This window comes from Serratia sp. CY56464 (genome assembly GCF_052168435.1).
Classification (GTDB): Bacteria; Pseudomonadota; Gammaproteobacteria; order Enterobacterales; family Enterobacteriaceae; genus Serratia; species Serratia marcescens.
In genome coordinates, this window is record NZ_JBJNMV010000008.1 from 49,159 (window position 1) to 70,714 (window position 21,556).

A 21,556-nucleotide genomic window follows, 5' to 3' on the forward strand; every position below is an offset into this window, starting at 1 on the left:
CCTGCGCCCCTCGTTCACGAGGGGCCTGCAACATGCTGAACATCGTTTTATTTGAACCCGAAATTCCACCCAATACCGGCAATATCATCCGCCTGTGCGCCAATACCGGCTTTAATCTGCACCTGATCGAACCGCTGGGTTTCCCGTGGGACGACAAGCGCCTGCGCCGCGCCGGGCTGGACTATCATGAGTTCACCCGCGTTAGCCGTCATGCCGATTACGCCGCCTTTCTCGCCGCCGAAAACCCGCAGCGGCTGTTTGCCCTCACCACCAAGGGCACGCCGGCGCACAGCGCCGTCAGCTACCAGGCCGGCGACTACCTGCTGTTCGGCCCGGAAACGCGCGGGTTGCCTGCCGACATCCTCGATGCGCTGCCTGCGCAGCAAAAAATCCGCATCCCGATGCAGGCGCAAAGCCGCAGCATGAACCTGTCGAATGCCGTATCGGTAGTGGTGTATGAAGCCTGGCGGCAGCTGGACTATGCCGGTGCGCTGATCAAGGCGTAATTCGCGACGTCGCGCCATACTGGAAAGGTTAACCCCTTCCAGGCACGGCACATGGCTTTCGTCGCAGAGATTGTCACCCAGTTTCGCCGGCTCGAACCGGCGCTGAACGAGGCGCTGTTGCGGCTGCAACAGGCGCAAGACAGCGAAGCGCTGCACGACTTGCGCGTCTGCCTGCGCCGCATTCGCAGCCTGCTGCGTCCGTTGCGCGGCTGCCCCGGCGCAACCCGGCTCGATCGGGACGCCGCCGAATTAGGCAAGCTCACGACGCCGCTGCGCGATCTCGAGGTGCTGATCGCCGAGCTGGCGCGTCATCGCCTCGACTGGCAGGCCAACGCGCGCCAGAGCGAACTTCGGGCCCGCTGCCGTCAACTGCTCGCTCATCCGCAGCTCATTGGCTTTCCCTCGCTTTTGCACGCCTGGCCGCGCCGCTTTCGCCGCACCGCGCGGCGCGGCGCCAAACACCGCCTGAATAGACGCCTGCAGCGCCAGCAGCGGCAATTGCGCCGGGCATTGGCCGATACCGGCTACGATCGCCATCGCCTGCGGCTGCTGATAAAACGCCTGCGTTACGCGGCTGAAGCCTATCCGCAGCACCTTCCCCTCTCTCCCGCCGCGATGGCGAGCCTGAAAGCGGCGCAAAACGCCCTCGGTGACTGGCACGATCGGGAGATCTGGTGCCTGCAGGCAGAACATCAGGCGGATCTCTGGCCCTTGTTGCCCCGGTGGCAAGCTGAGCAACGCCAGGCGCTGGTCAGAGCGGACGCCTTGCTCGCCGCCTTATCACCGGCACTGGCGGCGAAAACCGGCGGCGCATCACGATCCTGAAAAAAGGCCGCAGCAGGGCACGCCCGGCCCCGAAAATGCCCGATGAGGCGCAGATAATGCGCTATGTTTTGTAAGGGTAATCACCACTCATCATAGGAAACCACATGAAAAAACAACGCTTGAGCGTTGCCATGGCCGTTCTGGCAGCGGGCCTGTTGCTGGCGGGCTGTTCGTCCAAAGTCACCCAAACGTCGCAATATTCGGGCTTCTTGTCCGATTACAGCAAACTGCAGGAAACCACCTCACCAAGCGGTCATAAAACGCTGCGCTGGGTAGATCCAAGCTACAAGGAATCCAACTATCGCGGCATCTATTTCCAACCGGTAGTCTATTTCCCGGCGGAGAAACCCACGGCGCGCGTCAGCCAGGACACGCTGAACAAGATTAAGGCCTACGCGACCCAGCGAATCAAAACCGCGCTGCAGAACCGCTTTACCATTCTGCCAAGCCCGACGGGCTCGCGCGTTCTGGTGGCCAAACTCGCCATCACCGCCGTTTCGGCCGAAAACGAAGACATGAAGTTCTATGAGGTGGTGCCGGTCGCGGCGGTGGTTGCCAGCACTATGGCGGCTACCGGGCACCGGACGCAAAATACCGCGCTGTATATCGAAGGCGAGTTGATCGACCAGGATACCGGTAAAACGGTGCTGGAAGTGGTACGCAAGGCCTACGGTAAAACCGTCAACAACGACAGCACGCCGGTCACGGCGGATGACGTCAAGGCGGCGATCGACGACATCGTTACCGATATCACCAACTTCCCTAAGCAGGGCTGACCGCCGCCTGAAAAACACAGGGGGAGCCGAAGCTCCCCCTGAATGGATACGCAAACGGCGTTCAAATGCCGTCGCCGTACTCGAAGCCGTGATTGGTGCCGTTGAAGTATTGGTCCATATCCATCGACGGCGTATCGCTCTCCGGCCGCCCGACGATGCGCGCCGGCACGCCGGCGGCGGTGGTGTGCGGCGGTATCGCCTGCAAGACCACCGAGCCCGCGCCGATCTTCGCGCCCTTGCCCACTTCGATATTGCCGAGAATTTTGGCGCCTGCGCCAATCATCACCCCTTCACGGATTTTCGGATGACGGTCGCCGCTGGTTTTACCGGTACCGCCCAGGGTGACCGACTGCAGGATAGAGACATTGTTCTCCACCACCGCCGTTTCACCGATCACGATGCCGGTGGCGTGGTCGAGCATGATGCCGCAACCGATGGTCGCCGCCGGGTGGATGTCCACGCCGAAGGCGACGGAAATTTGATTTTGCAGGTAGATCGCCAGCGCCTGCCGCCCTTGCTGCCACAGCCAGTGACCGATGCGGTAAGCCTGCAGCGCATGGAACCCCTTCAGGTAAAGCAGCGGCGTGGAGTATTTATCGACCGCCGGGTCGCGCAGGCGCACCGCGAGGATATCGCGCGCCGCCGAAACGATCATCTGGTTGTCAGACTTGTAGGCCTCTTCCACCACCTCGCGCACCGCGATGGCGGGCATGATCGGCGTGGCCAGCTTGTTGGCCAGCATATAGCTGAGCGCGCTGCCCAGATTCTCGTGCTTGAGCAACGTCGCATGGAAAAAGCTGGCCAGCATCGGTTCACAATCAGCCAGTGCTCGCGCTTCTGATTTAATGCTGTTCCAGACCTGTTCCAACTCTTCTGACGACATCACATACCCCTTTACCTTGCCAAACGGGCCGCTTCACACGGTAGCGCGAAGCGGCCCAGGTCATTTGCGGGGTCAGCATTCAGCTGCCCCGACATATCGTTTTATGTCACGCGCTGGGTTTTTCGTCCTTTCGGGCTCGCCCCAGCAGGCTCAGCGCCGCTTCGCGGGCGTCCTTGTGGCAGTAAAGCACCTGATAAATCTGTTCGGTGATCGGCATTTCCACACCGTGCCGCTGCGCCAACGCCAACACCTCTTTGGTATTGCGATAGCCCTCGACCACCTGACCGATACTGTCCTGCGCTTCCTGCACGCCTTTACCCTGCCCCAGCATAATGCCGAAGCGACGGTTGCGCGACTGGTTGTCCGTGCAGGTTAGCACCAGATCCCCCAGCCCCGCCATGCCCATGAACGTCGAAGGATCGGCGCCCAGCGCAGAACCCAGACGGCTCATTTCCGCCAGCCCGCGTGTAATCAACGCGGTACGGGCGTTGGCGCCGAAACCGATGCCGTCGGACATGCCGGCGCCGATGGCGATCACGTTCTTCACCGCGCCGCCAAGCTGCACGCCGATGAAGTCGGGATTGCTGTAGACGCGGAAGCTCTTGCCGCAGTGCAGCAGCTGTTGCAGATCGTCGGCGAACTGCGCATCGGTCGCCGCCAGCGCGATCGCCGTCGGCAGGCCGGCGGCCAGCTCTTTGGCGAACGTCGGCCCGGAGAGCACCGCCAGCGGGATCGTCTCGCCCAGCGCCTCACGCGCCACGTCCTGCAGCAACCGACCGGTTTCCGCTTCCAATCCCTTGGTGGCCCACACGATGCGGGCGTCCGGGCGCAGATGCGGCTTCAGCTGGCGCAGCACGTCGCCGAACACGTGGCTCGGCACCACCACCAGCACGTCGCGGCTGGCGGCCAGCGCACGCGCCAAATCGGCTTCAAGCAGCAGGGTATCGGGGAAGGGAACGTCGGGCAGAAACGCCTGATTGCAGCGATCGTGCTGCAACGTTTGAATTTGCGCGGGGTTGTGCCCCCACAGCACTACGGAATGGCCGTTACGCGCCAGCGTAATGGCCAATGCGGTGCCGTACGAGCCGGCACCGATAACAGTCATTGAAGCATTGACGGTGTTCATCAGGCATCCTGATGTGGTGCGGCACCTTCGCCTTCCGCCTGCTGCTGCAGATAGTTCATGAACAGCGCGTCAAAGTTGACCGGTGCCAGATTCAGCTGCGGGAAGGTGCCGCGGGAAACCAGGCTGGTGATGCACTCGCGCGCATACGGGAACAGGATGTTCGGGCAGTATGCGCCCAGGCAATGCGCCAGCTGCGTGCCTTCGATGCCTGCTACCGAGAAGATGCCCGCCTGTTGCACTTCGCACAGGAACGCCGTCTCTTCGCCCAGGGTCGCCGTCACGGTTACGCGCAGTACCACTTCATACACTTCGTCAGCCAGCTGGCTGGACGCGGTATCCAGATCAAGTTTAACTTCCGGCTGCCATTCCTGCTGGAAAACCTGCGGCGCGTTCGGCGCTTCGAAGGAGATATCCTTGGTATAGATACGTTGGATCTGGAAAGCCATTTCGGTGCTGTTTTGTTCTGACATGTGAGTAATACCCTTGGTTAAACGTCCTTATTGACACTCGGTGAACCGGCAAGCTGCTTAAAGCAGCGGATCCAGGCCGCCGCGAGCATCGAGTTCATATAAATCATCACAGCCGCCGATATGCCGGCCGTCGATGAAAATCTGCGGCACGGTAGTGCGCCCGCTGCGCTCGATCATCACTTCGCGCTTGGCGTTATCGCCGTCGATGGCGATCTCGTTAAACGCCGCGCCCTTGCTGTTCAACAGCGCCTTGGCGCGATGGCAGAACGGACAGGTCGCTTTGGTGTAGATATCAATGTTAGCCATGGATTGCCACCTCAAATAGGTTAAACGGTTACTTACCGCGCACCAGCGGCAGGTTTTCTCCGCTCCAGCCGGCGATACCGTCTTTCAGCATCGTCACCTTTTCAAAACCGGCCTTGCTCAGGTTCTCCGCCGGCTCGCGGGAGGCGGTGCCGTTGGCGCATACGACGATGATCGGCTGCGCTTTGTGTTTTTCCAGCTCGCCCAGGCTGCCGCTTTTGATTTCGCTGGCGGTCAGGTTAATGGCGCTGGCCAGGTGACCACGGCGGAAATCGTCGCGGCTGCGGGTGTCGACCACCACGGCTTCTTCTTTGTTGATCAGGCGGATAGCTTCACCGCGGGCGATCTCTTTGACCTTGGAGAAACGGCTTTTGAAAGTCATGACGATCACGGCGACCAGCAGAGCGATCCAAGCCAGGCTCAGAATCGGGTGTCTGCTTACGAATGGCATAATTTCTTGCAGCATGGGGTGTAACAACTCCCGTCAGTTAAGGGATAAATAAGTCAAGGTTCCAGAGTATACCTGCCGAGTGCGGCAAATACAGCCAATAAGCAAGCGCGATTGTAGAAACTGCGGGCTGCGCTGAGAAATTCCCGAGGTCAGAGCATAAAAGCCCGCGCGATTCGCCGCAACCTTGATCTCTTTGGGCTATTTCTCGCCGGTGGCGATGTAAAATCAGCCGGTTTTTCGAGGGCGAATAGCCATGCTTGCGGCGGGCGCATGGCTATTCGCAGCTTAAAAAGTTCATAAGAGGTCAATGCAATGTCGAACAACAAAAAACCGATGGTACTGGTGATCCTGGACGGTTACGGCCACCGTGAAGAGCGGCAGGACAACGCGATCCTGAACGCCAGCACCCCGGTGATGGATCGCCTGTGGCGGGAGCAGCCGCATACGCTGATCGCCGCCTCCGGGCTGGATGTCGGCCTGCCCGATGGGCAAATGGGCAACTCCGAAGTCGGCCACGTCAATCTGGGCGCCGGGCGCATCGTGTACCAGGATCTGACCCGGTTGGACAAAGCGATCGCCGACGGCGACTTCTTCGCCAACCCGGTGCTGACCGCCGCCGTGGATAAGGCCGTGGCGGCTGGCAAGGCGGTGCATATCATGGGCCTGCTGTCGCCGGGCGGCGTGCACAGCCATGACGAGCACATCCTGGCCATGATTAAACTGGCCGCTCAGCGCGGCGCCAAAGCCATTTATCTGCATGCCTTCCTCGACGGGCGCGACACGCCGCCGCGCAGCGCCGAAGCCCCGTTGCAGCGCTGCCGCGAGGCCTTCGCCACGCTGGGCGTCGGGCGCATCGCTTCACTCATTGGGCGCTACTACGCCATGGATCGCGACAACCGTTGGGATCGCGTGCAGCTGGCCTATGACCTGCTGACCGCGGCCAAAGGCGACTCCGTGGCCGACGATGCGGTCGCCGGCCTGCAGGCCGCTTATCAGCGCGGTGAAAACGACGAGTTCGTCAGACCGACCGTGATCCGCGCCGCCGGCGAGGCCGATGCCGCGATGCAGGACGGCGACGCGTTGATCTTCATGAACTTCCGCGCTGACCGCGCGCGCCAGATCACCCGCGCCTTCGTGAACGCGGATTTCGACGGTTTCCCGCGCGCCAAACAGGTGCAGTTCGGCGATTTCGTGATGCTGACCGAGTACGCCGCCGACATCGCGACCGCCTGCGCCTATCCGCCGGCGCCGCTGGCCAACACCTTCGGCGAATGGCTGATGAAGCACGACAAAACCCAGCTGCGCATCTCGGAAACCGAAAAATATGCCCACGTCACCTTCTTCTATAACGGCGGCGTGGAAGCGCCATTCAAAGGGGAAGACCGCGTGCTGGTCAATTCGCCGAAGGTCGCCACCTACGATTTGCAGCCTGAGATGAGCGCCGCCGAGCTGACCGACAAACTGTTGAGCGCCATTCGCAGCGGCAAATACGACGCCATCATCTGCAACTACCCGAACGGCGACATGGTGGGGCATACCGGCGTGTATGACGCGGCGGTCAAAGCGGTGGAAACGCTGGACGCCTGCATCGCTCAGGTGGTTGACGCGGTGCGCGACGTCGACGGTCAGCTGCTGATCACCGCCGATCACGGCAACGCCGAGCAGATGCGCGATCCGGCCACCGGCCAGGCGCACACCGCCCACACCAGCCTGCCGGTGCCGCTGATTTACGTCGGCAAACCGGCGCGCGCGGTCGAAGGCGGCAAGCTTTCGGACATCGCGCCAACCCTGTTAACGCTGATGGGAATGGAAATCCCGCAAGAGATGACTGGTAAGCCGCTGTTCATCGTGGAATAATCCTTCTCCATGAGGGAGAAGGCGTTTTTTGCACTATCAAGGGTAACCCGAAGCGCAAACGCAGGCAGCCGGCCGCTGCCTGAACGCACCGCGCCAAGGACGTTCACCGCCATGTGCGCCAGCGTATTTTGCGCTGGCGTCTTGCTGTTGCCGCTCGCCGGCCAGGCGGCGGAAGACAATAAATCCCAGTTGAAAGACATCCAGCAGAGCATCGCCGAGAAAGAAAAAGCGGTGAAGCAGCAGCAGCAGCAACGCAGCTCGCTGCAGGATCAGCTGCGTCAACAGGAAAAAACCATCGCCCAGGCCAGCCGCCAGTTGCGCGACACCCAGGGCACGCTCACCCAGTTGGGCAAGGACATTTCCGGCCTGAACGCCTCGATAGCCAAACTGCAAAAGCAGCAATCGACCCAGCAAAACCTCCTCGCCAAACAGCTCGACGCCGCCTTCCGACAAGGGCAGCACAGCGCCGTTCAGCTGATCCTCAGCGGTGAAGAAAGCCAGCGCAGCGAACGTATTCTGGCCTATTTCGGCTATCTGAATGAAGCGCGCCAGAAAACCATCGAAGAGTTGAAACAGACCCGCGCCGAGCTGGCGAAGCAAAAAACCACGCTGGTGGCTAAACAGGGCCAGCAAAAATCCTTACTGAGCGAACAACAGACACAGCAGCAGAAGCTGGAGCAGGCGCGCGGCGCCCGCAAGAAAACGCTGACCGCGCTGGAAGCTTCGCTGGAAAAAGACCAACAACGCCTGGTGGAACTGCGCCAAAACGAAGCCCGCATGCGCGACAAGATCGCTCGGGCGGAGCGCGAAGCCCGTGCGCGCGCCGAACGCGAAGCGCGTGAAGCGGCCAAAGTGCGCGAACAGGTGCGCATCAAGGAACAGCAGGCGAAGAAAACCGGCACCACCTACAAACCTAGCGAAGCCGATCGCTCGCTGATGGCGCGAACCGGCGGCCTCGGCCGTCCGGCCGGCCAGCTGATGTGGCCGGTGCGCGGCCGCACGCTGCACGGCTTTGGCGAGCAGCAGCAGGGCGAGCTACGCTGGAAAGGCATGGTGATCGAAGCCCGCGAAGGCAGCGAAGTGAAAGCCGTCGCCGATGGCCGCGTGCTGCTGGCCGACTGGCTGCAAGGCTATGGCCTGATGGTGGTGGTCGAACACGGTAAAGGCGACATGAGCGTGTACGGCTACAACCAAAGCGCGTTGGTCAACGTCGGGGCGCAGGTGCGCGCCGGCCAGCCGATCGCGCTGGTCGGCACCAGCGGCGGCCAGGGAACGCCGTCGCTCTATTTCGAAATCCGTCGTCAGGGACAGGCGGTTAACCCACTGCCGTGGTTGGGAAGATAGATTTGCGTTATGTCAAAACCCGTACAGCTTTGTTAATCGGCTGTCTGCTGCAGGTTTACGCTGCGCAGGCAGGAAAACTCTCCATCGTCATCGATGACGTGGGCTACCGCCCTCACGAAGAAAACGCGGTGCTGCAAATGCCGACGGCGATCTCGGTCGCAGTCTTGCCCAACGCGCCGCATGCCCGCCTGATGGCCACCCGCGCCCACAGCCAGGGCCGCGAAGTCTTGATCCACATGCCGATGGCGCCGCTCAGCAAGCAGCCGCTGGAGCGCGATACCCTGCAGCCTGCCATGAGCAGCGACGAGATCCAGCGCATCATCCGCAACGCAGTGAACAACGTGCCCTACGCGGTCGGCATGAACAACCACATGGGCAGCGCCATGACCTCCAGCCTGCCGGGCATGCAGAAAGTGATGCAGGCGCTCGAAAGCTACCGCCTGTACTTCCTCGACAGCATGACCATCGGCAGCAGCCAGGCGACCCGCGCCGCGGCCGGCACCGGCGTGAAGGTGATCAAACGCAGGGTGTTCCTCGACGATACCGCGAACGAAGCCGACATCCGCCGCCAGTTCAACCGCGCGGTCGAATTGGCGCGGCGCAACGGATCCGCCATCGCCATCGGCCACCCGCGCCCGGCGACGGTGAAGGTGCTGCAGCAGATGCTGCCGTCGCTGCCCGCCGATATCGTGCTGGTCAAACCGAGCGCGCTGCTGAACGAACCGCAGGGCAACGGCGGTGGCAGCTACGTCCCGCCGCCGGTCAAACCGCAAAAACCGCAGCCGAAGAATCCGTTCAGCGGCGGCATCAAGCAGTGCAAGGTCAAACCGCCGAAGGAAAAAACCAACGCCGGCACCGCGCTGGGCGTTATCGCCGACAGCATTGCCACCTCGCCGCCGGTGAACTTCATCAAGCGTCATTGGCAACACTGGACGCAAGCCAAACCGCAAGCATAAAAAAGGGCCGGAATTCCGGCCCTTTTCACATTTGCCGAGATTAATCCCAGCTCAGCACCACTTTGCCCGACTTGCCGGAGCGCATGGCGTCGAAGCCCTGCTGGAACTCGTCGATCGAGAAACGGTGGGTGATGATCGGGGTCAAATCCAGACCGGACTGGATCAGCGCCGCCATCTTGTACCAGGTTTCGAACATTTCACGGCCGTAAATCCCTTTGATAAACAGCCCCTTGAAGATGACCTGATTCCAGTCGATCGACATATCCGAAGGCGGAATGCCCAGCATGGCGATACGCCCGCCGTGGTTCATCGCATTAAGCAGCGTGCGGAACGCCGGCGGCGCGCCGGACATTTCCAAACCGACGTCGAACCCTTCGGTCATGCCCAGCTCGGCCATCACGTCGCTGAGGTTTTCCTTGCTGACGTTCACCGCACGGGTCACACCCATCTTGCGCGCCAGTTCCAGGCGGTATTCGTTAACATCGGTGATCACCACATGGCGAGCGCCGACGTGTTTGCACACCGCCGCCGCCATGATGCCGATCGGGCCGGCGCCGGACACCAGCACGTCTTCCCCGACCAGATCGAACGACAGTGCGGTGTGCACCGCGTTACCGAACGGATCGAAGATCGAAGCCAGCTCGTCGGAGATGTTATCCGGGATCTTGAAGGCGTTGAACGCCGGGATCACCAGGTATTCCGCGAAGCTGCCCGGACGGTTCACGCCCACGCCGACGGTGTTGCGGCACAGGTGCGTGCGGCCGCCGCGGCAGTTGCGGCAGTGCCCGCAGGTGATGTGGCCTTCGCCGGACACGCGATCGCCGATGCTGAAGCCTTTGACTTCCTGACCGATCGCCACCACTTCGCCCACATATTCATGGCCGACCACCATCGGAACCGGAATGGTTTTTTGCGACCACTCGTCCCAGTTGTAGATATGCACATCGGTGCCGCAGATCGCGGTTTTGCGGATTTTGATCATGATGTCGTTGTGGCCCAGCTCCGGCTGAGGCACGTCGGTCATCCAAATCCCTTCTTCCGCTTTCAGTTTTGACAGTGCTTTCATGGTTTTACCTTATGCAATAACGCCAAGATCCTTACCGATACGTGTAAACGCCGCCACTGCGCGTTCGATTTGCTCCGGGGTGTGGTCAGCGGACATCTGGGTACGGATGCGCGCCTGGCCTTTCGGCACCACCGGATAGAAGAAACCGGTCACATAGATGCCTTCCTTGAGCAACGCATTGGCGAATTCCTGCGCCAGCTTCGCCTCACCCAGCATCACCGGGATGATGGCATGATCGGCGCCGGCCAACGTGAAGCCGGCGGCGGTCATTTTTTCGCGGAACAGACGCGCGTTGGCCCACAGGCGATCGCGCAGGGCATCGCCCTCTTCCAGCAGTTCCAGCACTTTGATCGACGCGGCGACGATCGCCGGCGCCAGCGAGTTGGAGAACAGGTACGGGCGCGAACGCTGGCGCAGCCACTCCACCACTTCTTTCTTGGCGGCGGTGTAGCCGCCGGACGCGCCGCCCAGCGCTTTGCCTAACGTACCGGTGATGATATCGACGCGGCCCATCACTTCGCAGTATTCATGGGTGCCGCGCCCGTTGGCGCCGACAAAGCCCACCGCGTGAGAGTCATCCACCATCACCAGCGCCTGGTATTCGTCCGCCAGATCGCAAACCCCTTTCAGGTTGGCGATCACGCCGTCCATCGAGAAGACGCCGTCAGTGGCGATCAGGATGTGACGCGCGCCGTCGGCTTTGGCCTGCTTCAGCTGCGCGGCCAGCTCGGTCATGTCGTTATTGGCATAGCGATAGCGCTTGGCCTTGCACAGGCGCACGCCGTCGATGATCGACGCGTGGTTCAGCGCATCGGAGATAATGGCGTCTTCCGGGCCGAGCAGGGTTTCGAACAGCCCGCCGTTGGCGTCGAAGCAAGAGGAGTACAGGATCGCGTCTTCCATGCCCAAAAAGGTCGCCAGTTTCTGTTCCAGCTGCTTGTGGCTGTCCTGGGTGCCGCAGATGAAGCGCACCGACGCCATGCCGAAACCGTGGCTGTCCATGCCAGACTTGGCGGCGGCGATCAGCGCCGGGTGGTTGGCCAGGCCCAGGTAGTTATTGGCGCAGAAGTTGATCACATGGCTGCCGTCGGCGACGGCGATATCCGCCTGTTGCGCGGAGGTGATGATGCGTTCTTCCTTGAACAGCCCTTCACTGCGCGTGGCGGCAAGCTGTTGTTCCAACTGCTGATAAAAAGACGCTGACATTCGGTTATCTCCAGGATTGGGCTATTTGCGGCATATTTTACTGATTTGTAACCAAACTGACGAGAATGCGCGGGAGAGAATATTAAAATTGCAGCAGATATCACGGCAAACGGCGGACTTCAATGGCAATGCGGGATATTCGGAGCCCTTCCGCTGTTTGCCGCGGCATGAAATGCTATTATAACCGCCATTGAGCGTGGGGCATTGTGCCCCGCCAGGCAGCTTAGCAGGGGTAACCCAATGATTATCGTCACAGGCGGCGCCGGCATGATCGGCAGCAACATCATTAAGGCACTGAACGACAAGGGATATCGCGATATCCTGGTGGTGGATAACCTGAAAGACGGCACCAAGTTCGTCAACCTGGTCGATCTGGACATCGCCGACTATATCGATAAAGAAGACTTTATCGCCAGCATCGTGGCCGGCGACGATCTGGGCGATATCGAAGCGGTGTTCCACGAAGGCGCCTGCTCCGCGACCACCGAGTGGGACGGCAAGTACATGATGGACAATAACTATCAGTACTCCAAAGACCTGCTGCATTACTGCCTGGATCGCGAAATCCCGTTCTTGTATGCCTCCTCCGCCGCCACTTACGGCGGCCGCGAAGAGTTCATCGAAGAGCGTGAGTATGAAGCGCCGCTCAACGTGTACGGCTACTCCAAATTCCTGTTCGATCAGTACGTGCGCGAGATCCTGCCGGAAGCGGACTCGCAGATCTGCGGCTTCCGCTACTTCAACGTTTATGGCCCGCGCGAAGGGCACAAAGGCAGCATGGCCAGCGTCGCCTTCCACCTGAATACCCAGATCAACCGCGGCGAAAACCCGAAACTGTTCGCCGGCAGCGAAAACTTCAAGCGTGACTTCATCTACGTCGGCGACGTGGCGGCGGTTAACCTGTGGTTCTGGGAAACCGGCAAATCCGGCATCTTCAACTGCGGCACCGGCCGAGCGGAAACCTTCCAGGCGGTAGCCGACGCGGTGGTGGACTTCCACCAGAAAGGCGCTGTGGAATACATCGAGTTCCCGGAGAAGCTGAAAGGCCGCTATCAGGCGTACACCCAGGCCGATCTGACCAAGCTGCGCGCCGCCGGCTACGACGCACCGTTCAAAACGGTCGCCGAAGGCGTGAAAGAGTACATGGCCTGGTTGAACCGCACCGCATAAGCTGAAGGAATTAACGCTGGGTATGAAAATACTGGTTATCGGCCCTTCTTGGGTTGGCGACATGATGATGTCGCAAAGTCTCTATCGCACCCTGAAGGCCGAATACCCGTCGGCGGAGATCGATGTGATGGCACCGGCCTGGTGCCGCCCGTTGCTGGCGCGCATGCCGGAAGTCAATCAGGCGCTGGCGATGCCGCTGGGCCACGGCGCGCTGGGGCTCGGCGAGCGCCGCCGCCTGGGGCGTGCTCTGCGCGCCAACCGTTACGATCGCGCTTACGTTCTGCCCAACTCGTTCAAATCCGCGCTGGTGCCCTTCTTCGCCGATATCCCGCAGCGCACCGGTTGGCGGGGCGAAATGCGTTACGGCCTGCTGAACGATGTCCGCGTGCTCGACAAGGCCGCCTTCCCGCTGATGGTGCAACGCTATGTGGCGCTGGCCTATGACAAAGGGCGCATTCAGCGCGCCGACGATCTGCCGCAGCCGCTGCTGTGGCCACGGCTGCAGGTGAGCGACGAAGAGATCGCCGACACCACCGCGGCCTTCAACCTGACCGACAGCCGCCCGATCGTCGGCTTCTGCCCGGGCGCAGAATTCGGTCCCGCCAAGCGCTGGCCGCACTATCACTACGCGGCGCTGGCACAACGGCTGATCGAGAGCGGCTATCAAATCGCGCTGTTCGGTTCGGCGAAAGACCATGAGGCCGGCGAACAGATCCGCGCCGCGCTGCAGGAAGACGCCCGCGATTTCTGCCTTAACCTGGCCGGAAAAACCCAGCTGGAGCAAGCAGTTATCCTGATCGCAGCCTGTCGGGCGGTGGTCAGTAACGACTCCGGTTTAATGCACGTTGCCGCAGCGTTGAACAAACCGCTGATAGCCTTGTACGGCCCAAGCAGCCCCGACTTCACGCCGCCGCTTTCCGACGAGGCGCGGGTGATTCGCTTGATCAGCGGCTACCACAAGGTGCGTAAGGGCGATGCCGAGCAGGGATACCACCAAAGTTTGATCGATATTCAGCCGCAGCAAGTGTTGGACGCGCTGACGCCGTTACTTGTCGCCAGCGAGGAATAATCATGCAGGTGTTAATTGTAAAAACCTCCTCGATGGGGGACGTGCTGCATACACTGCCCGCCCTGACCGACGCGCTGCAGGCCATTCCCGATATCCGCTTCGACTGGGTGGTGGAAGAAGGCTTCAGCCAAATCCCCACCTGGCACCCGGCGGTAGATCGCGTGATCCCGGTGGCCATTCGCCGCTGGCGAAAAAATTGGTTCGGCAACGACACTCGGCAACAGCGCTGCGACTTCAAACGCGCGCTGCAAGAACGCCGTTACGACGTGGTGATCGACGCGCAGGGCCTGATCAAAAGCGCCGCGCTAATCACGCGCATCGCCAAAGGCAACAAACATGGCCCGGACTGCAAGAGCGCGCGCGAACCGTTCGCCAGCTGGTTCTACAATGTGCGCCATGAGATAGACAAGCAGCAGCACGCGGTGGAGCGCACGCGCGAACTGTTCGCCAAAAGCCTTGGCTACGACAAGCCAGGCAGCTACGGCGATTACGCCATCGCCGCACGCTTTCTCAGCCGCCCGCCGGCCGATGCCGGGCAGTATTTGGTGTTTTTGCACGCGACAACCCGTGACGATAAGCATTGGCCGGAGCAAAACTGGCGTGAGCTGATCTCACTGACAGCGGACAGCGGGCTGAAGATCAAACTGCCGTGGGGAGCAGAGCATGAACATCAGCGCGCGCTGCGCTTGGCGGAAGGTTTTTCACATGTCGAAGTGCTGCCGAAGCTCAGCCTGCAGCAGGTGGCCGAGGTGCTGGCCGGTGCCAGGGGCGTGGTCTCGGTCGACACCGGGCTCAGCCATTTGACCGCCGCGCTCGACAAACCGAACATCACGCTGTTCGGGCCGACCGATCCCGGTCTGATCGGCGGCTACGGGCAAAATCAATACGCCTGTCGGCCAGAGCAGAGCAACAGCATGGCAGACATTTCCGCTCAGAAGGTGATGACGCTGATTCACGACAGGGTGCCGGTATAATGGGAACATTCTTCAAGCAAATATATCGTTATACGCATGCGCGCCCTTATAGGCATAACGAAAACCTCTGGCCTTACGTCAAGATAAAACGTGCCGCCAGCGGAGAGATCGTCGAGTTGAATTACCGTCGGCAGCGCGTGCCGCTCGTGCAATTGGCCGATCTGAAAGCGCGTTTCTCTGGCGATATATTGCTGACTGCCACCGGCCCCTCGGTGAAGAATCTCCACCTGGAAAAATTCCCGGCCATGCCTGCCATGGGCGTTAACGGCGCCTATTATCTGCATGATCAGGTAGATTTTAGATTCTATGTCATTGTTGATATGGGTTTTATCGATAAAAAGGCGGAAATAATCGGCGATATCATCACCGACTCTCGCCTGACGCTTTTCACGACGGTGCACGGCGTGGCTAAAATCATCGACAGATTCAGCCTGGAGAAAGTGAAGTGCCGTTTGGCAGTGATTGAAGATGCCGCCTTTAAAATCTACCAAGCCAGAATAGTCAACAAAGAACTGTGGGCGGCCTATCACGATAACAATAACGTCACGTTTGCCGCCGACAGACAGGATATCGCTTTTAGCCACGACATTCGCCACGGCGTCTTCGATGCTGGCACTGTCGCCTACTGGGCGCTGCAAATTCTAACGTTCTTGGGTTTCGAACAGGTGTATATCATTGGGTTGGATATGAACAACTTTCACCAACCCCGTTTTTATGAAGCAGCGGAAAATAAGCTGCCAACCGAGTTGGAGGACAAGATCACCAGTCTGATCATGCCGTCGCTGAGCCATGCCAGCAAAATGATGAAAGCCAAGAACATCATGGTAAAGAACCTTTCTGTCGCCAGCGCAGTCAGCAATGACATTTTCGACAAGATCAATCCCGATGAAATTTTCAAATAACGCTTTTCAGCCACGGCAACTTTATGTCGTGTTCCTGTTTCTGTTTTCTTTTTTCAGCGCTATTTTTTGTGGCTATACAAAAGTGAATAATCTGTTTCACCTTGCCGCAATTTTTTTCACGATCGCGCTGTATCGCAATGCAGATCTTCGGCTAATCTTTTCGCTGAATCATGAAGTCCGCCGCGGGCTGGGTCTGATTGCAGCGATGTTATGCTACTTCGCTTTCAGCAATCTTTGGTCTAACGATCCGGCCAATATCGAATCAACCCTGACGCACAGCGTTTACCTGCTGCTTTATCTGTCCATGCTGATCAGCGTGCTTAACGGCGCAAAACGCGATTTGCTGTTTACCGTCATCACGCTGGGGCTCACTCTCCTGTGCCTGTATTCGCTCGTTTTTGATCACCAAGAAATTCTAGTCAGCCGGCAGGTCTCGAAAAGCAATCCGGGTCCCGGAAACGTCATTGATTTAGCGGGAATGGCAGGGATCGGCATCTTCCTCAGCCTGATCGTATTTCGCGAGAAGCGGCGCCTGGTTATTCTGGCCGTCATACCCATTCTGCTCGGCACCATGCTGCTGACCCAAAGTCGCGGACCGATGATTTCCCTGCTTATTGCCTTGCTGGTCACGCAATCCTATAGGCACTTAAAACTGAAGCACGCCGCTTATTTTCTCATCGCGCTGGTCGCGGTTAGTGCAGTTATTTTATCTTCAGAAATAGGGCAATTGCTGCTGACCCGTTTCGAAGAAATGTATACCCAAAGCTCCCTTCGCCTGAGCATCTGGCACCATATTTTCGAGCTGGTCGGCCAAAGTCCTTACTTTGGTTATGGATTCAACTATGAGCTGTCTTTCACCAATTATTCCGGTGAGTATATACGCACCACCCACAGTCTCTATTGGGGGGCGTTACTGAAAGGCGGTATCGTGGGTCTGGCACTGTTCATGGCGGTATTGAGCTATAGCGGCTTGCTGGCCCTGCGGCGCCTGCGCGACGGCATGCGTCTGGAAGCCGCGCTGTTTATCTTTATTCTGCTGTTTTACACATCGCAGGGGATGTTCGTGGTAGGTAATCCGTCTGAATCCTGGTACTTATTCTGGTTCCCGTTGGCGGTGATCATGACGACCAGAGTGAAAGCCAACGCCGGTTAACTGCCCGGGGCGGTTCTATAGGCCGCCCCGGATTTTCAGCAATCTTATGCGGCACCGAGACTCAACATGACCTTCTCCATTACCTTCTGACTGGTGATAATGCTTAAAGGTTGCCGGCGCTGTATATCGCTCAGTTGCTGCGTCTCCGTTGGTACGTGCATGACCTGATGCAGCTCAGGGTTCTGATAAGGACCCGTTTGTTTCGGATCGGCGGTCACGAACAGGCTGACAGTTTTGGTTTTCAGCGCAATGGCCAAATGCAATGGCCCGGTATCACCGGTAACCAGCACATCCATATTGTCCATCACCCCCAACAATTGCGGCAACGTCGTTTTGCCAATATAACTGGCCACCCGACTCTGTTCTTCCGCCGTTAAACCCGCCATAAATTCACGCTCTATCACTTGCTCTTTTGGTGCACCGATCAAGGTAATTTGATACTCCGTCGAATGCGCCAGCAACATTTTCGCCAGGCCGATAAAGTGGCTAACCGGCCAACAACGCAAGGGCTCAGAAGCCCCCATTTGAAAACCAATCACCACCTTGCCCAATGGTTTCGGCTGTTGAGGAAAATCCACCGGAATAAACATTTCCCGATTCTGCGCATCGCATCCCAATTGGCTAACCAGATCCAGCTTGCGTTGAATCAGGTGGCCTCGATCGCGAATGCTGATGCCGGTCAACCACTGCTCCATACCGCTCAAATCGTTTTTATAGACATCTTTAAATAAGTACTCGCAGCCGGAACAGATCGCCGTGATAACATCATAGGGCGCTTTCGAATGCAGTATCACCGCCAACTGCGGGCGATTCTTTTTCAATCGACGGATGACACCGAGCATATCCTTGGCTTTGTGATCCCAATAAATGACGTCGGAAAAATAGCTGCTGGTTCCGACTAAACCGCCATTCTTGTAGCTGGATACCAACGTGAGTTTGGCGCGGGGATAACGTTCACGGATCGCACGGATCGCCGGGGTATTGAACATCAAATCGCCCAACGCGGTTGTCGAAAAAATAGCAATGCGCTCAAAATCGCGATTTTTATCAAACGAGCGCTTATCTTTGTAGTTACCGCCAAACTTCGTATAAAACCGGAGACAAGCGTTAGCCAGCTTGACTTTCCATTGTTTCGACATATTGGTTTAATTCGCTTTAAGTTGATAATACTCGGCCAGCGTCATGCCCACCGTGCGCTGCTGCAGCCAGTCAAACAGCTGCTCCAGATCGCGGTACAGCCCTTCGATATCCTGCTCGGTTTTGAACGTCGGGCTGCCGCCCGGCATAAATTCGGAGGAGTGCAGCATGAATTCAACGTAGTCATGCCCCTGCGCCAGCGATGCCTCAGCCACGCTTATCATCTTGGCCACATTGCCGCCACTCGGCCGCAGCCAGTTGACGGACGGCGAACGCCGCTTGCCGCGCAGCCGGTCATAGCCCTGCTTGAAGGCATTCATCAGCGCCGAATGCTTGTACTGGATACTCATCGGCACTTCCAGCAGCGACGAAGCGCCCGGTTTGGCGATGTTCTGCGGATCGATGAAATAGGCCTGCGACGGGAACCGGCTGTAATCTGTGCCGCCGTCGCCCTGCGGATTGCCCGGCGAAAACTGCCAGTTGACCCGCGGCGTCACCGAACAGTCCACCTGATAGCCGTATTCCAGCAGCAGCGAGGCATAATATTCGTTGAACGCCCAACGGCCGGCGCGATGACTGAGCATTTTGGTCTGGAAGGCGTCTTCCAGCAGCTTGGTCATGTGATCGACCTTGGCGCGGATCTGATCGGCGGGATACTCGATCAAATAAGGCTTGTGGCGCCAGTCGTCGTCGGTGAGCGGCGCTAGCGGCGGGCTGTTCCAGGCATGCAGGTGCATGCCCACTTCACCCGTGCCACGAGCGATCACGTCGCGCGCGAACTCGACATAAGCCGGGTCCACCGCCATTTCATAGTTGGTGAGATAAACCGGTTTGAAGGCGTATTTTTCGCACAATGCCTGAAAGCGCGGCAAGAAACGCGTGTTTTCGGTCGCGATGCGATCGTGGTTTTGCCACAGATTATCGCCTTCGGTATCAATGGTGATGAGAAACGCCGGTTTAGTCATGAATATCGAGCCTGATATCAACAGAATGCACTATGTTACGCAGGCCGTTTCGCCAGGGCAAACGACTTTGCTGCCTGGTTTGGACAACGTTGAAGCGCATTCGTCCCCGGCTCGGCGATTTTTTTACGACCAGGCAAGAAAACCTTGCAACAGTAGCCACATGCGATCGTGTCATTTAGAATCAAAGATTGGTTTCCCAGAAAGCGACCCATGATGAACGACGCGCCAGCCCCAACTTCCGCCCCATCCGTACAGCGTATTTTGATCATAAAACTGCGCCATCACGGCGATATGCTGCTGGTCACGCCGGTCATCAGCAGCCTGCGGCAAAACTACCCGCAGGCGCAGATCGATGTGCTGCTGTATCAGGAAACGCAGGAGATGCTGGCCAGTAATCCGGAACTGTCGACGCTGTTCGCCATCGACCGTCAATGGAAAAAACAGGGCGCCCGCGCGCATCTGGGGCACGAACTGGCGCTGCTGCGTCGCCTGAAGGCGCAACGCTACGATCTGGTGGTCAACCTGGCCGATCAGTGGCGCAGCGCCATCCTCACGCGCCTGACCGGTGCGCGTATCCGTCTGGGCTTCGATTTCCCCAAACGCCGCGGCTTCCTGTGGCGCCATTGCCATACGCAGCTGGTGCCGGTCGACAATCACGCCCACCTGCATACCGTCGAACAGAATCTTTCGCTGCTGGCGCCGCTGAACCTGCCCGCGCTCAATGAACATGTGACCATGAGTTACGATCCGCAGGATTGGCAGGCTTGTGAGCAACGGTTGCAGAAACAGGGCGTCGCCGGCGGTTATATTGTGGTGCAGCCCACCTCGCGCTGGTTCTTCAAATGCTGGAGCGAAGAGAAAATGGCCGCCACCCTCACCGCCTTGCAGGCCGACGGCCACCAGTTGGTGATCACCTCCGGCCCCGACGCCAGAGAACAAGCCATGGTCGAGCGCATTTTGGCGCTCTGCCCGCCACAGGGTGTGATCTCGTTGGCCGGCCAGCTGACGCTGCGCCAACTGGCCGCCCTGATCGACCACGCCAAACTGTTTATCGGCGTGGATTCAGTGCCTATGCACATGGCCGCCGCGCTGCAAACGCCGTGCGTGGCGCTGTTCGGCCCTTCCAAGCTGACTTTCTGGCGGCCGTGGCAAGCTACCGGCGCCGTGATCTGGGCCGGCGACTTCGGCGAACTGCCCGATCCGGACGCCATCGATACCGGCACCGACGAACGGTATCTCGACCTTATTCCTACAGACGCGGTGATTGCAGCCGCGCGGAGCACGCTGGCATGAAAGCATTTCGTTTGGCGATCGTTCGCCAAAAATACCGCCCGGACGGCGGAGCCGAACGTTTCGTTTCCCGCGCCCTGGAAGCGCTGGAGCAACAGGATCTCGATCTGAACGTCATCACTCGCGAATGGCAGGGTGACGCCAATCCCAACTGGCATATCCACCTGTGCAATCCATTAAAGCTCGGCCGCATCAGCCGCGAACGGGGCTTCGCCGTGGCGGCCAGAGCGCTGTGGCAGAAAGAGCGCTTCGATCTGGTGCAAAGCCACGAGCGCATTCCCGGCTGCGACATCTATCGCGCCGGCGACGGCGTACACCGCCGCTGGCTGCTGCAACGCGCGCGGCTGCTGCCGGAATGGCGCCGCAAGTGGCTGTTCTCCAATCGCTATCACCGCTATGTGATGTGCGCCGAACGCGCCATGTACGCCGCGCCCGAGCTGAAAGCCGTCATCTGCAACGCCGAGATGATCAAGCAGGAAATCATCGCCGACTTTGGCGTGCCCGCCGACAAGATCACGGTGATCTATAACGCCATCGACAATCAAAAATTCCCGCCCGCCGACGAGGCCCAGCGTCAACGTCTGCGCGAGCAATATCAGATCCCGCAACAGGCGCACTGCCTGATCTTCGTCGGCTCCGGCTTTGAGCGCAAAGGGCTGGCCGCCGCCATCCGCGCCGTGGCAGCGACCGACAGCCACCTCCTGGTGGTCGGTAAAGACAAAGCCGAAAAACGCTATCGGGCGCTGGCGCAGTCGCTGGGCTGCGGCGATCGCATTCACTTTATGGGCGTGCAGAAGCAGACCCTGCCGTTCTATCAGGCCGCGGACGCGCTGCTGCTGCCGACGCTGTACGATCCATTCCCGAATGTGATTCTGGAAGCCATGTCATGCGGCCTGCCGGTTATCACCAGCACCACCTGCGGCGGCGCCGAGTTTATCACCCCAGGCCAGAACGGCTTCGTGACCGACGCGCTCGATGTACCGGCCATCACGGAGGCTATTCGGGCACTGCCGCGCCAGGCGCTGGGCTCATCCATGGGCGAAGCGGCGAGATTGCGCATTATGACGGCTACGCCGGCGCATCTGTCCGAACAGCTCATTTCCCTCTATAACCGGTTACTGGATTAG

22 protein-coding genes are annotated in these 21,556 nt (G+C 59.3%); 13 read left to right on the forward strand and 9 right to left on the reverse strand.

What is annotated here, in order from left to right; genetic code table 11:
• Positions 1-32 precede the first annotated feature (32 nt).
• From trmL to ACJ8KE_RS22780, 3 genes are all read left to right on the forward strand, one after another.
• Positions 33-506, forward strand: coding sequence for a tRNA (uridine(34)/cytosine(34)/5-carboxymethylaminomethyluridine(34)-2'-O)-methyltransferase TrmL (trmL, locus tag ACJ8KE_RS22770; protein ID WP_004931130.1), 474 nt, complete (start codon positions 33-35; stop codon positions 504-506).
• Positions 507-557: 51 nt separating this feature from the next.
• Entirely contained in the window at positions 558-1,331 is a 774-nt protein-coding gene (locus ACJ8KE_RS22775; RefSeq protein ID WP_097101194.1) for a CHAD domain-containing protein, read from the forward strand.
• Positions 1,332-1,435: 104 nt separating this feature from the next.
• Complete coding sequence (locus ACJ8KE_RS22780) at positions 1,436-2,107, forward strand: DUF3313 domain-containing protein (protein ID WP_097101192.1); 672 nt, start codon at positions 1,436-1,438, stop codon at positions 2,105-2,107.
• Positions 2,108-2,168: 61 nt separating this feature from the next.
• Here the strand turns inward: ACJ8KE_RS22780 and cysE are convergent, their stop codons facing one another.
• The 5 genes from cysE to ACJ8KE_RS22805 form a co-directional block, all read right to left on the reverse strand.
• The gene (cysE, locus tag ACJ8KE_RS22785) at positions 2,169-2,990 is read right to left on the reverse strand and encodes a serine O-acetyltransferase (protein ID WP_004931135.1); all 822 of its coding nucleotides are present in this window, start codon (positions 2,988-2,990) and stop codon (positions 2,169-2,171) included.
• Positions 2,991-3,096: 106 nt separating this feature from the next.
• A complete protein-coding gene (gpsA, locus tag ACJ8KE_RS22790) occupies positions 3,097-4,116 on the reverse strand; it encodes an NAD(P)H-dependent glycerol-3-phosphate dehydrogenase (RefSeq protein WP_016929701.1) in 1,020 nt (339 codons plus the stop codon).
• Positions 4,116-4,586, reverse strand: a complete 471-nt coding sequence (gene secB, locus ACJ8KE_RS22795; RefSeq protein ID WP_004931139.1) for a protein-export chaperone SecB — start codon at positions 4,584-4,586, stop codon at positions 4,116-4,118. Before secB ends, gpsA begins: the two co-directional genes overlap by 1 nt.
• Before the next feature lie 57 nt (positions 4,587-4,643).
• The gene (gene grxC, locus ACJ8KE_RS22800) at positions 4,644-4,892 is read right to left on the reverse strand and encodes a glutaredoxin 3 (RefSeq protein ID WP_004931142.1); all 249 of its coding nucleotides are present in this window, start codon (positions 4,890-4,892) and stop codon (positions 4,644-4,646) included.
• A gap of 28 nt (positions 4,893-4,920) precedes the next feature.
• The gene (locus tag ACJ8KE_RS22805) at positions 4,921-5,355 is read right to left on the reverse strand and encodes a rhodanese-like domain-containing protein (RefSeq protein ID WP_016929700.1); all 435 of its coding nucleotides are present in this window, start codon (positions 5,353-5,355) and stop codon (positions 4,921-4,923) included.
• Positions 5,356-5,652: 297 nt separating this feature from the next.
• Here ACJ8KE_RS22805 and gpmM point away from each other — a divergent pair, with 297 nt between their 5' ends.
• The 3 genes from gpmM to ACJ8KE_RS22820 are packed head-to-tail and all read left to right on the forward strand — an operon-like array spanning position 5,653 to position 9,497.
• Positions 5,653-7,197, forward strand: coding sequence for a 2,3-bisphosphoglycerate-independent phosphoglycerate mutase (gpmM, locus tag ACJ8KE_RS22810; protein ID WP_397609314.1), 1,545 nt, complete (start codon positions 5,653-5,655; stop codon positions 7,195-7,197).
• Positions 7,198-7,206: 9 nt separating this feature from the next.
• On the forward strand, positions 7,207-8,541 hold the full coding sequence (gene envC, locus ACJ8KE_RS22815; RefSeq protein WP_028128084.1) for a murein hydrolase activator EnvC: 1,335 nt from the start codon (positions 7,207-7,209) through the stop codon (positions 8,539-8,541).
• 2 nt (positions 8,542-8,543) lie between these two features.
• Positions 8,544-9,497 carry a divergent polysaccharide deacetylase family protein gene (locus ACJ8KE_RS22820; RefSeq protein ID WP_016929698.1) on the forward strand — a complete coding sequence of 318 codons (954 nt, stop codon included), beginning with the start codon at positions 8,544-8,546 and terminating at the stop codon, positions 9,495-9,497.
• Positions 9,498-9,537: 40 nt separating this feature from the next.
• Here ACJ8KE_RS22820 and tdh read toward each other — a convergent pair whose 3' ends face one another.
• Positions 9,538-10,563 (reverse strand): L-threonine 3-dehydrogenase, encoded by a 1,026-nt coding sequence (tdh, locus tag ACJ8KE_RS22825; protein ID WP_016929697.1) that lies wholly within the window; start codon positions 10,561-10,563, stop codon positions 9,538-9,540.
• Between the two features lie 9 nt (positions 10,564-10,572).
• Positions 10,573-11,769 (reverse strand): glycine C-acetyltransferase, encoded by a 1,197-nt coding sequence (gene kbl / locus ACJ8KE_RS22830; RefSeq protein WP_116404161.1) that lies wholly within the window; start codon positions 11,767-11,769, stop codon positions 10,573-10,575.
• A gap of 240 nt (positions 11,770-12,009) precedes the next feature.
• On the opposite strand from kbl, the gene rfaD reads away from it, so the two are divergent.
• Genes rfaD through ACJ8KE_RS22855 form a run of 5 tightly spaced genes read left to right on the forward strand, consistent with a single transcriptional unit; the run spans position 12,010 to position 17,037 of the window.
• Positions 12,010-12,939 carry an ADP-glyceromanno-heptose 6-epimerase gene (gene rfaD, locus ACJ8KE_RS22835; RefSeq protein WP_016929696.1) on the forward strand — a complete coding sequence of 310 codons (930 nt, stop codon included), beginning with the start codon at positions 12,010-12,012 and terminating at the stop codon, positions 12,937-12,939.
• Between the two features lie 22 nt (positions 12,940-12,961).
• Positions 12,962-14,008 carry an ADP-heptose--LPS heptosyltransferase RfaF gene (gene rfaF / locus ACJ8KE_RS22840; protein WP_116404162.1) on the forward strand — a complete coding sequence of 349 codons (1,047 nt, stop codon included), beginning with the start codon at positions 12,962-12,964 and terminating at the stop codon, positions 14,006-14,008.
• A gap of 2 nt (positions 14,009-14,010) precedes the next feature.
• On the forward strand, positions 14,011-14,982 hold the full coding sequence (gene rfaC / locus ACJ8KE_RS22845; RefSeq protein ID WP_016929694.1) for a lipopolysaccharide heptosyltransferase RfaC: 972 nt from the start codon (positions 14,011-14,013) through the stop codon (positions 14,980-14,982).
• Positions 14,982-15,884, forward strand: coding sequence for a sugar glycosyltransferase (locus ACJ8KE_RS22850; protein ID WP_028128083.1), 903 nt, complete (start codon positions 14,982-14,984; stop codon positions 15,882-15,884). The genes rfaC and ACJ8KE_RS22850 overlap by 1 nt, the downstream gene beginning before the upstream one ends.
• Complete coding sequence (locus tag ACJ8KE_RS22855; protein ID WP_234213334.1) at positions 15,868-17,037, forward strand: O-antigen ligase family protein; 1,170 nt, start codon at positions 15,868-15,870, stop codon at positions 17,035-17,037. The genes ACJ8KE_RS22850 and ACJ8KE_RS22855 overlap by 17 nt, the downstream gene beginning before the upstream one ends.
• Before the next feature lie 44 nt (positions 17,038-17,081).
• Here ACJ8KE_RS22855 and ACJ8KE_RS22860 read toward each other — a convergent pair whose 3' ends face one another.
• Positions 17,082-18,176 (reverse strand): glycosyltransferase family 9 protein, encoded by a 1,095-nt coding sequence (locus tag ACJ8KE_RS22860; protein ID WP_049299569.1) that lies wholly within the window; start codon positions 18,174-18,176, stop codon positions 17,082-17,084.
• A 6-nt stretch (positions 18,177-18,182) separates the two neighbouring features.
• Positions 18,183-19,139, reverse strand: a complete 957-nt coding sequence (locus ACJ8KE_RS22865) for a polysaccharide deacetylase family protein (RefSeq protein WP_016929690.1) — start codon at positions 19,137-19,139, stop codon at positions 18,183-18,185.
• A gap of 210 nt (positions 19,140-19,349) precedes the next feature.
• On the opposite strand from ACJ8KE_RS22865, the gene rfaQ reads away from it, so the two are divergent.
• The gene (gene rfaQ / locus ACJ8KE_RS22870; RefSeq protein ID WP_049299568.1) at positions 19,350-20,432 is read left to right on the forward strand and encodes a putative lipopolysaccharide heptosyltransferase III; all 1,083 of its coding nucleotides are present in this window, start codon (positions 19,350-19,352) and stop codon (positions 20,430-20,432) included.
• On the forward strand, positions 20,429-21,556 hold the full coding sequence (locus ACJ8KE_RS22875) for a glycosyltransferase family 4 protein (RefSeq protein WP_016929688.1): 1,128 nt from the start codon (positions 20,429-20,431) through the stop codon (positions 21,554-21,556). Before rfaQ ends, ACJ8KE_RS22875 begins: the two co-directional genes overlap by 4 nt.

Bases quoted from the DNA above. Each gene is read 5' to 3' on its own strand.
- ACJ8KE_RS22860 (WP_049299569.1), bottom strand. From the start codon at position 18,176: ATGTCGAAACAATGGAAAGTCAAGCTGGCTAACGCTTGTCTCCGGTTT.
- rfaC (WP_016929694.1), top strand. From the start codon at position 14,011: ATGCAGGTGTTAATTGTAAAAACCTCCTCGATGGGGGACGTGCTGCAT.
- tdh (WP_016929697.1), bottom strand. From the start codon at position 10,563: ATGAAAGCACTGTCAAAACTGAAAGCGGAAGAAGGGATTTGGATGACC.
- rfaD (WP_016929696.1), top strand. From the start codon at position 12,010: ATGATTATCGTCACAGGCGGCGCCGGCATGATCGGCAGCAACATCATT.
- gpmM (WP_397609314.1), top strand. From the start codon at position 5,653: ATGTCGAACAACAAAAAACCGATGGTACTGGTGATCCTGGACGGTTAC.
- cysE (WP_004931135.1), bottom strand. From the start codon at position 2,990: ATGTCGTCAGAAGAGTTGGAACAGGTCTGGAACAGCATTAAATCAGAA.
- ACJ8KE_RS22850 (WP_028128083.1), top strand. From the start codon at position 14,982: ATGGGAACATTCTTCAAGCAAATATATCGTTATACGCATGCGCGCCCT.
- gpsA (WP_016929701.1), bottom strand. From the start codon at position 4,116: ATGAACACCGTCAATGCTTCAATGACTGTTATCGGTGCCGGCTCGTAC.
- rfaF (WP_116404162.1), top strand. From the start codon at position 12,962: ATGAAAATACTGGTTATCGGCCCTTCTTGGGTTGGCGACATGATGATG.
- ACJ8KE_RS22775 (WP_097101194.1), top strand. From the start codon at position 558: ATGGCTTTCGTCGCAGAGATTGTCACCCAGTTTCGCCGGCTCGAACCG.
- grxC (WP_004931142.1), bottom strand. From the start codon at position 4,892: ATGGCTAACATTGATATCTACACCAAAGCGACCTGTCCGTTCTGCCAT.
- ACJ8KE_RS22865 (WP_016929690.1), bottom strand. From the start codon at position 19,139: ATGACTAAACCGGCGTTTCTCATCACCATTGATACCGAAGGCGATAAT.
- kbl (WP_116404161.1), bottom strand. From the start codon at position 11,769: ATGTCAGCGTCTTTTTATCAGCAGTTGGAACAACAGCTTGCCGCCACG.
- ACJ8KE_RS22855 (WP_234213334.1), top strand. From the start codon at position 15,868: ATGAAATTTTCAAATAACGCTTTTCAGCCACGGCAACTTTATGTCGTG.
- secB (WP_004931139.1), bottom strand. From the start codon at position 4,586: ATGTCAGAACAAAACAGCACCGAAATGGCTTTCCAGATCCAACGTATC.
- ACJ8KE_RS22875 (WP_016929688.1), top strand. From the start codon at position 20,429: ATGAAAGCATTTCGTTTGGCGATCGTTCGCCAAAAATACCGCCCGGAC.
- envC (WP_028128084.1), top strand. From the start codon at position 7,207: ATGAGGGAGAAGGCGTTTTTTGCACTATCAAGGGTAACCCGAAGCGCA.
- ACJ8KE_RS22805 (WP_016929700.1), bottom strand. From the start codon at position 5,355: ATGCTGCAAGAAATTATGCCATTCGTAAGCAGACACCCGATTCTGAGC.
- rfaQ (WP_049299568.1), top strand. From the start codon at position 19,350: ATGATGAACGACGCGCCAGCCCCAACTTCCGCCCCATCCGTACAGCGT.
- ACJ8KE_RS22780 (WP_097101192.1), top strand. From the start codon at position 1,436: ATGAAAAAACAACGCTTGAGCGTTGCCATGGCCGTTCTGGCAGCGGGC.
- trmL (WP_004931130.1), top strand. From the start codon at position 33: ATGCTGAACATCGTTTTATTTGAACCCGAAATTCCACCCAATACCGGC.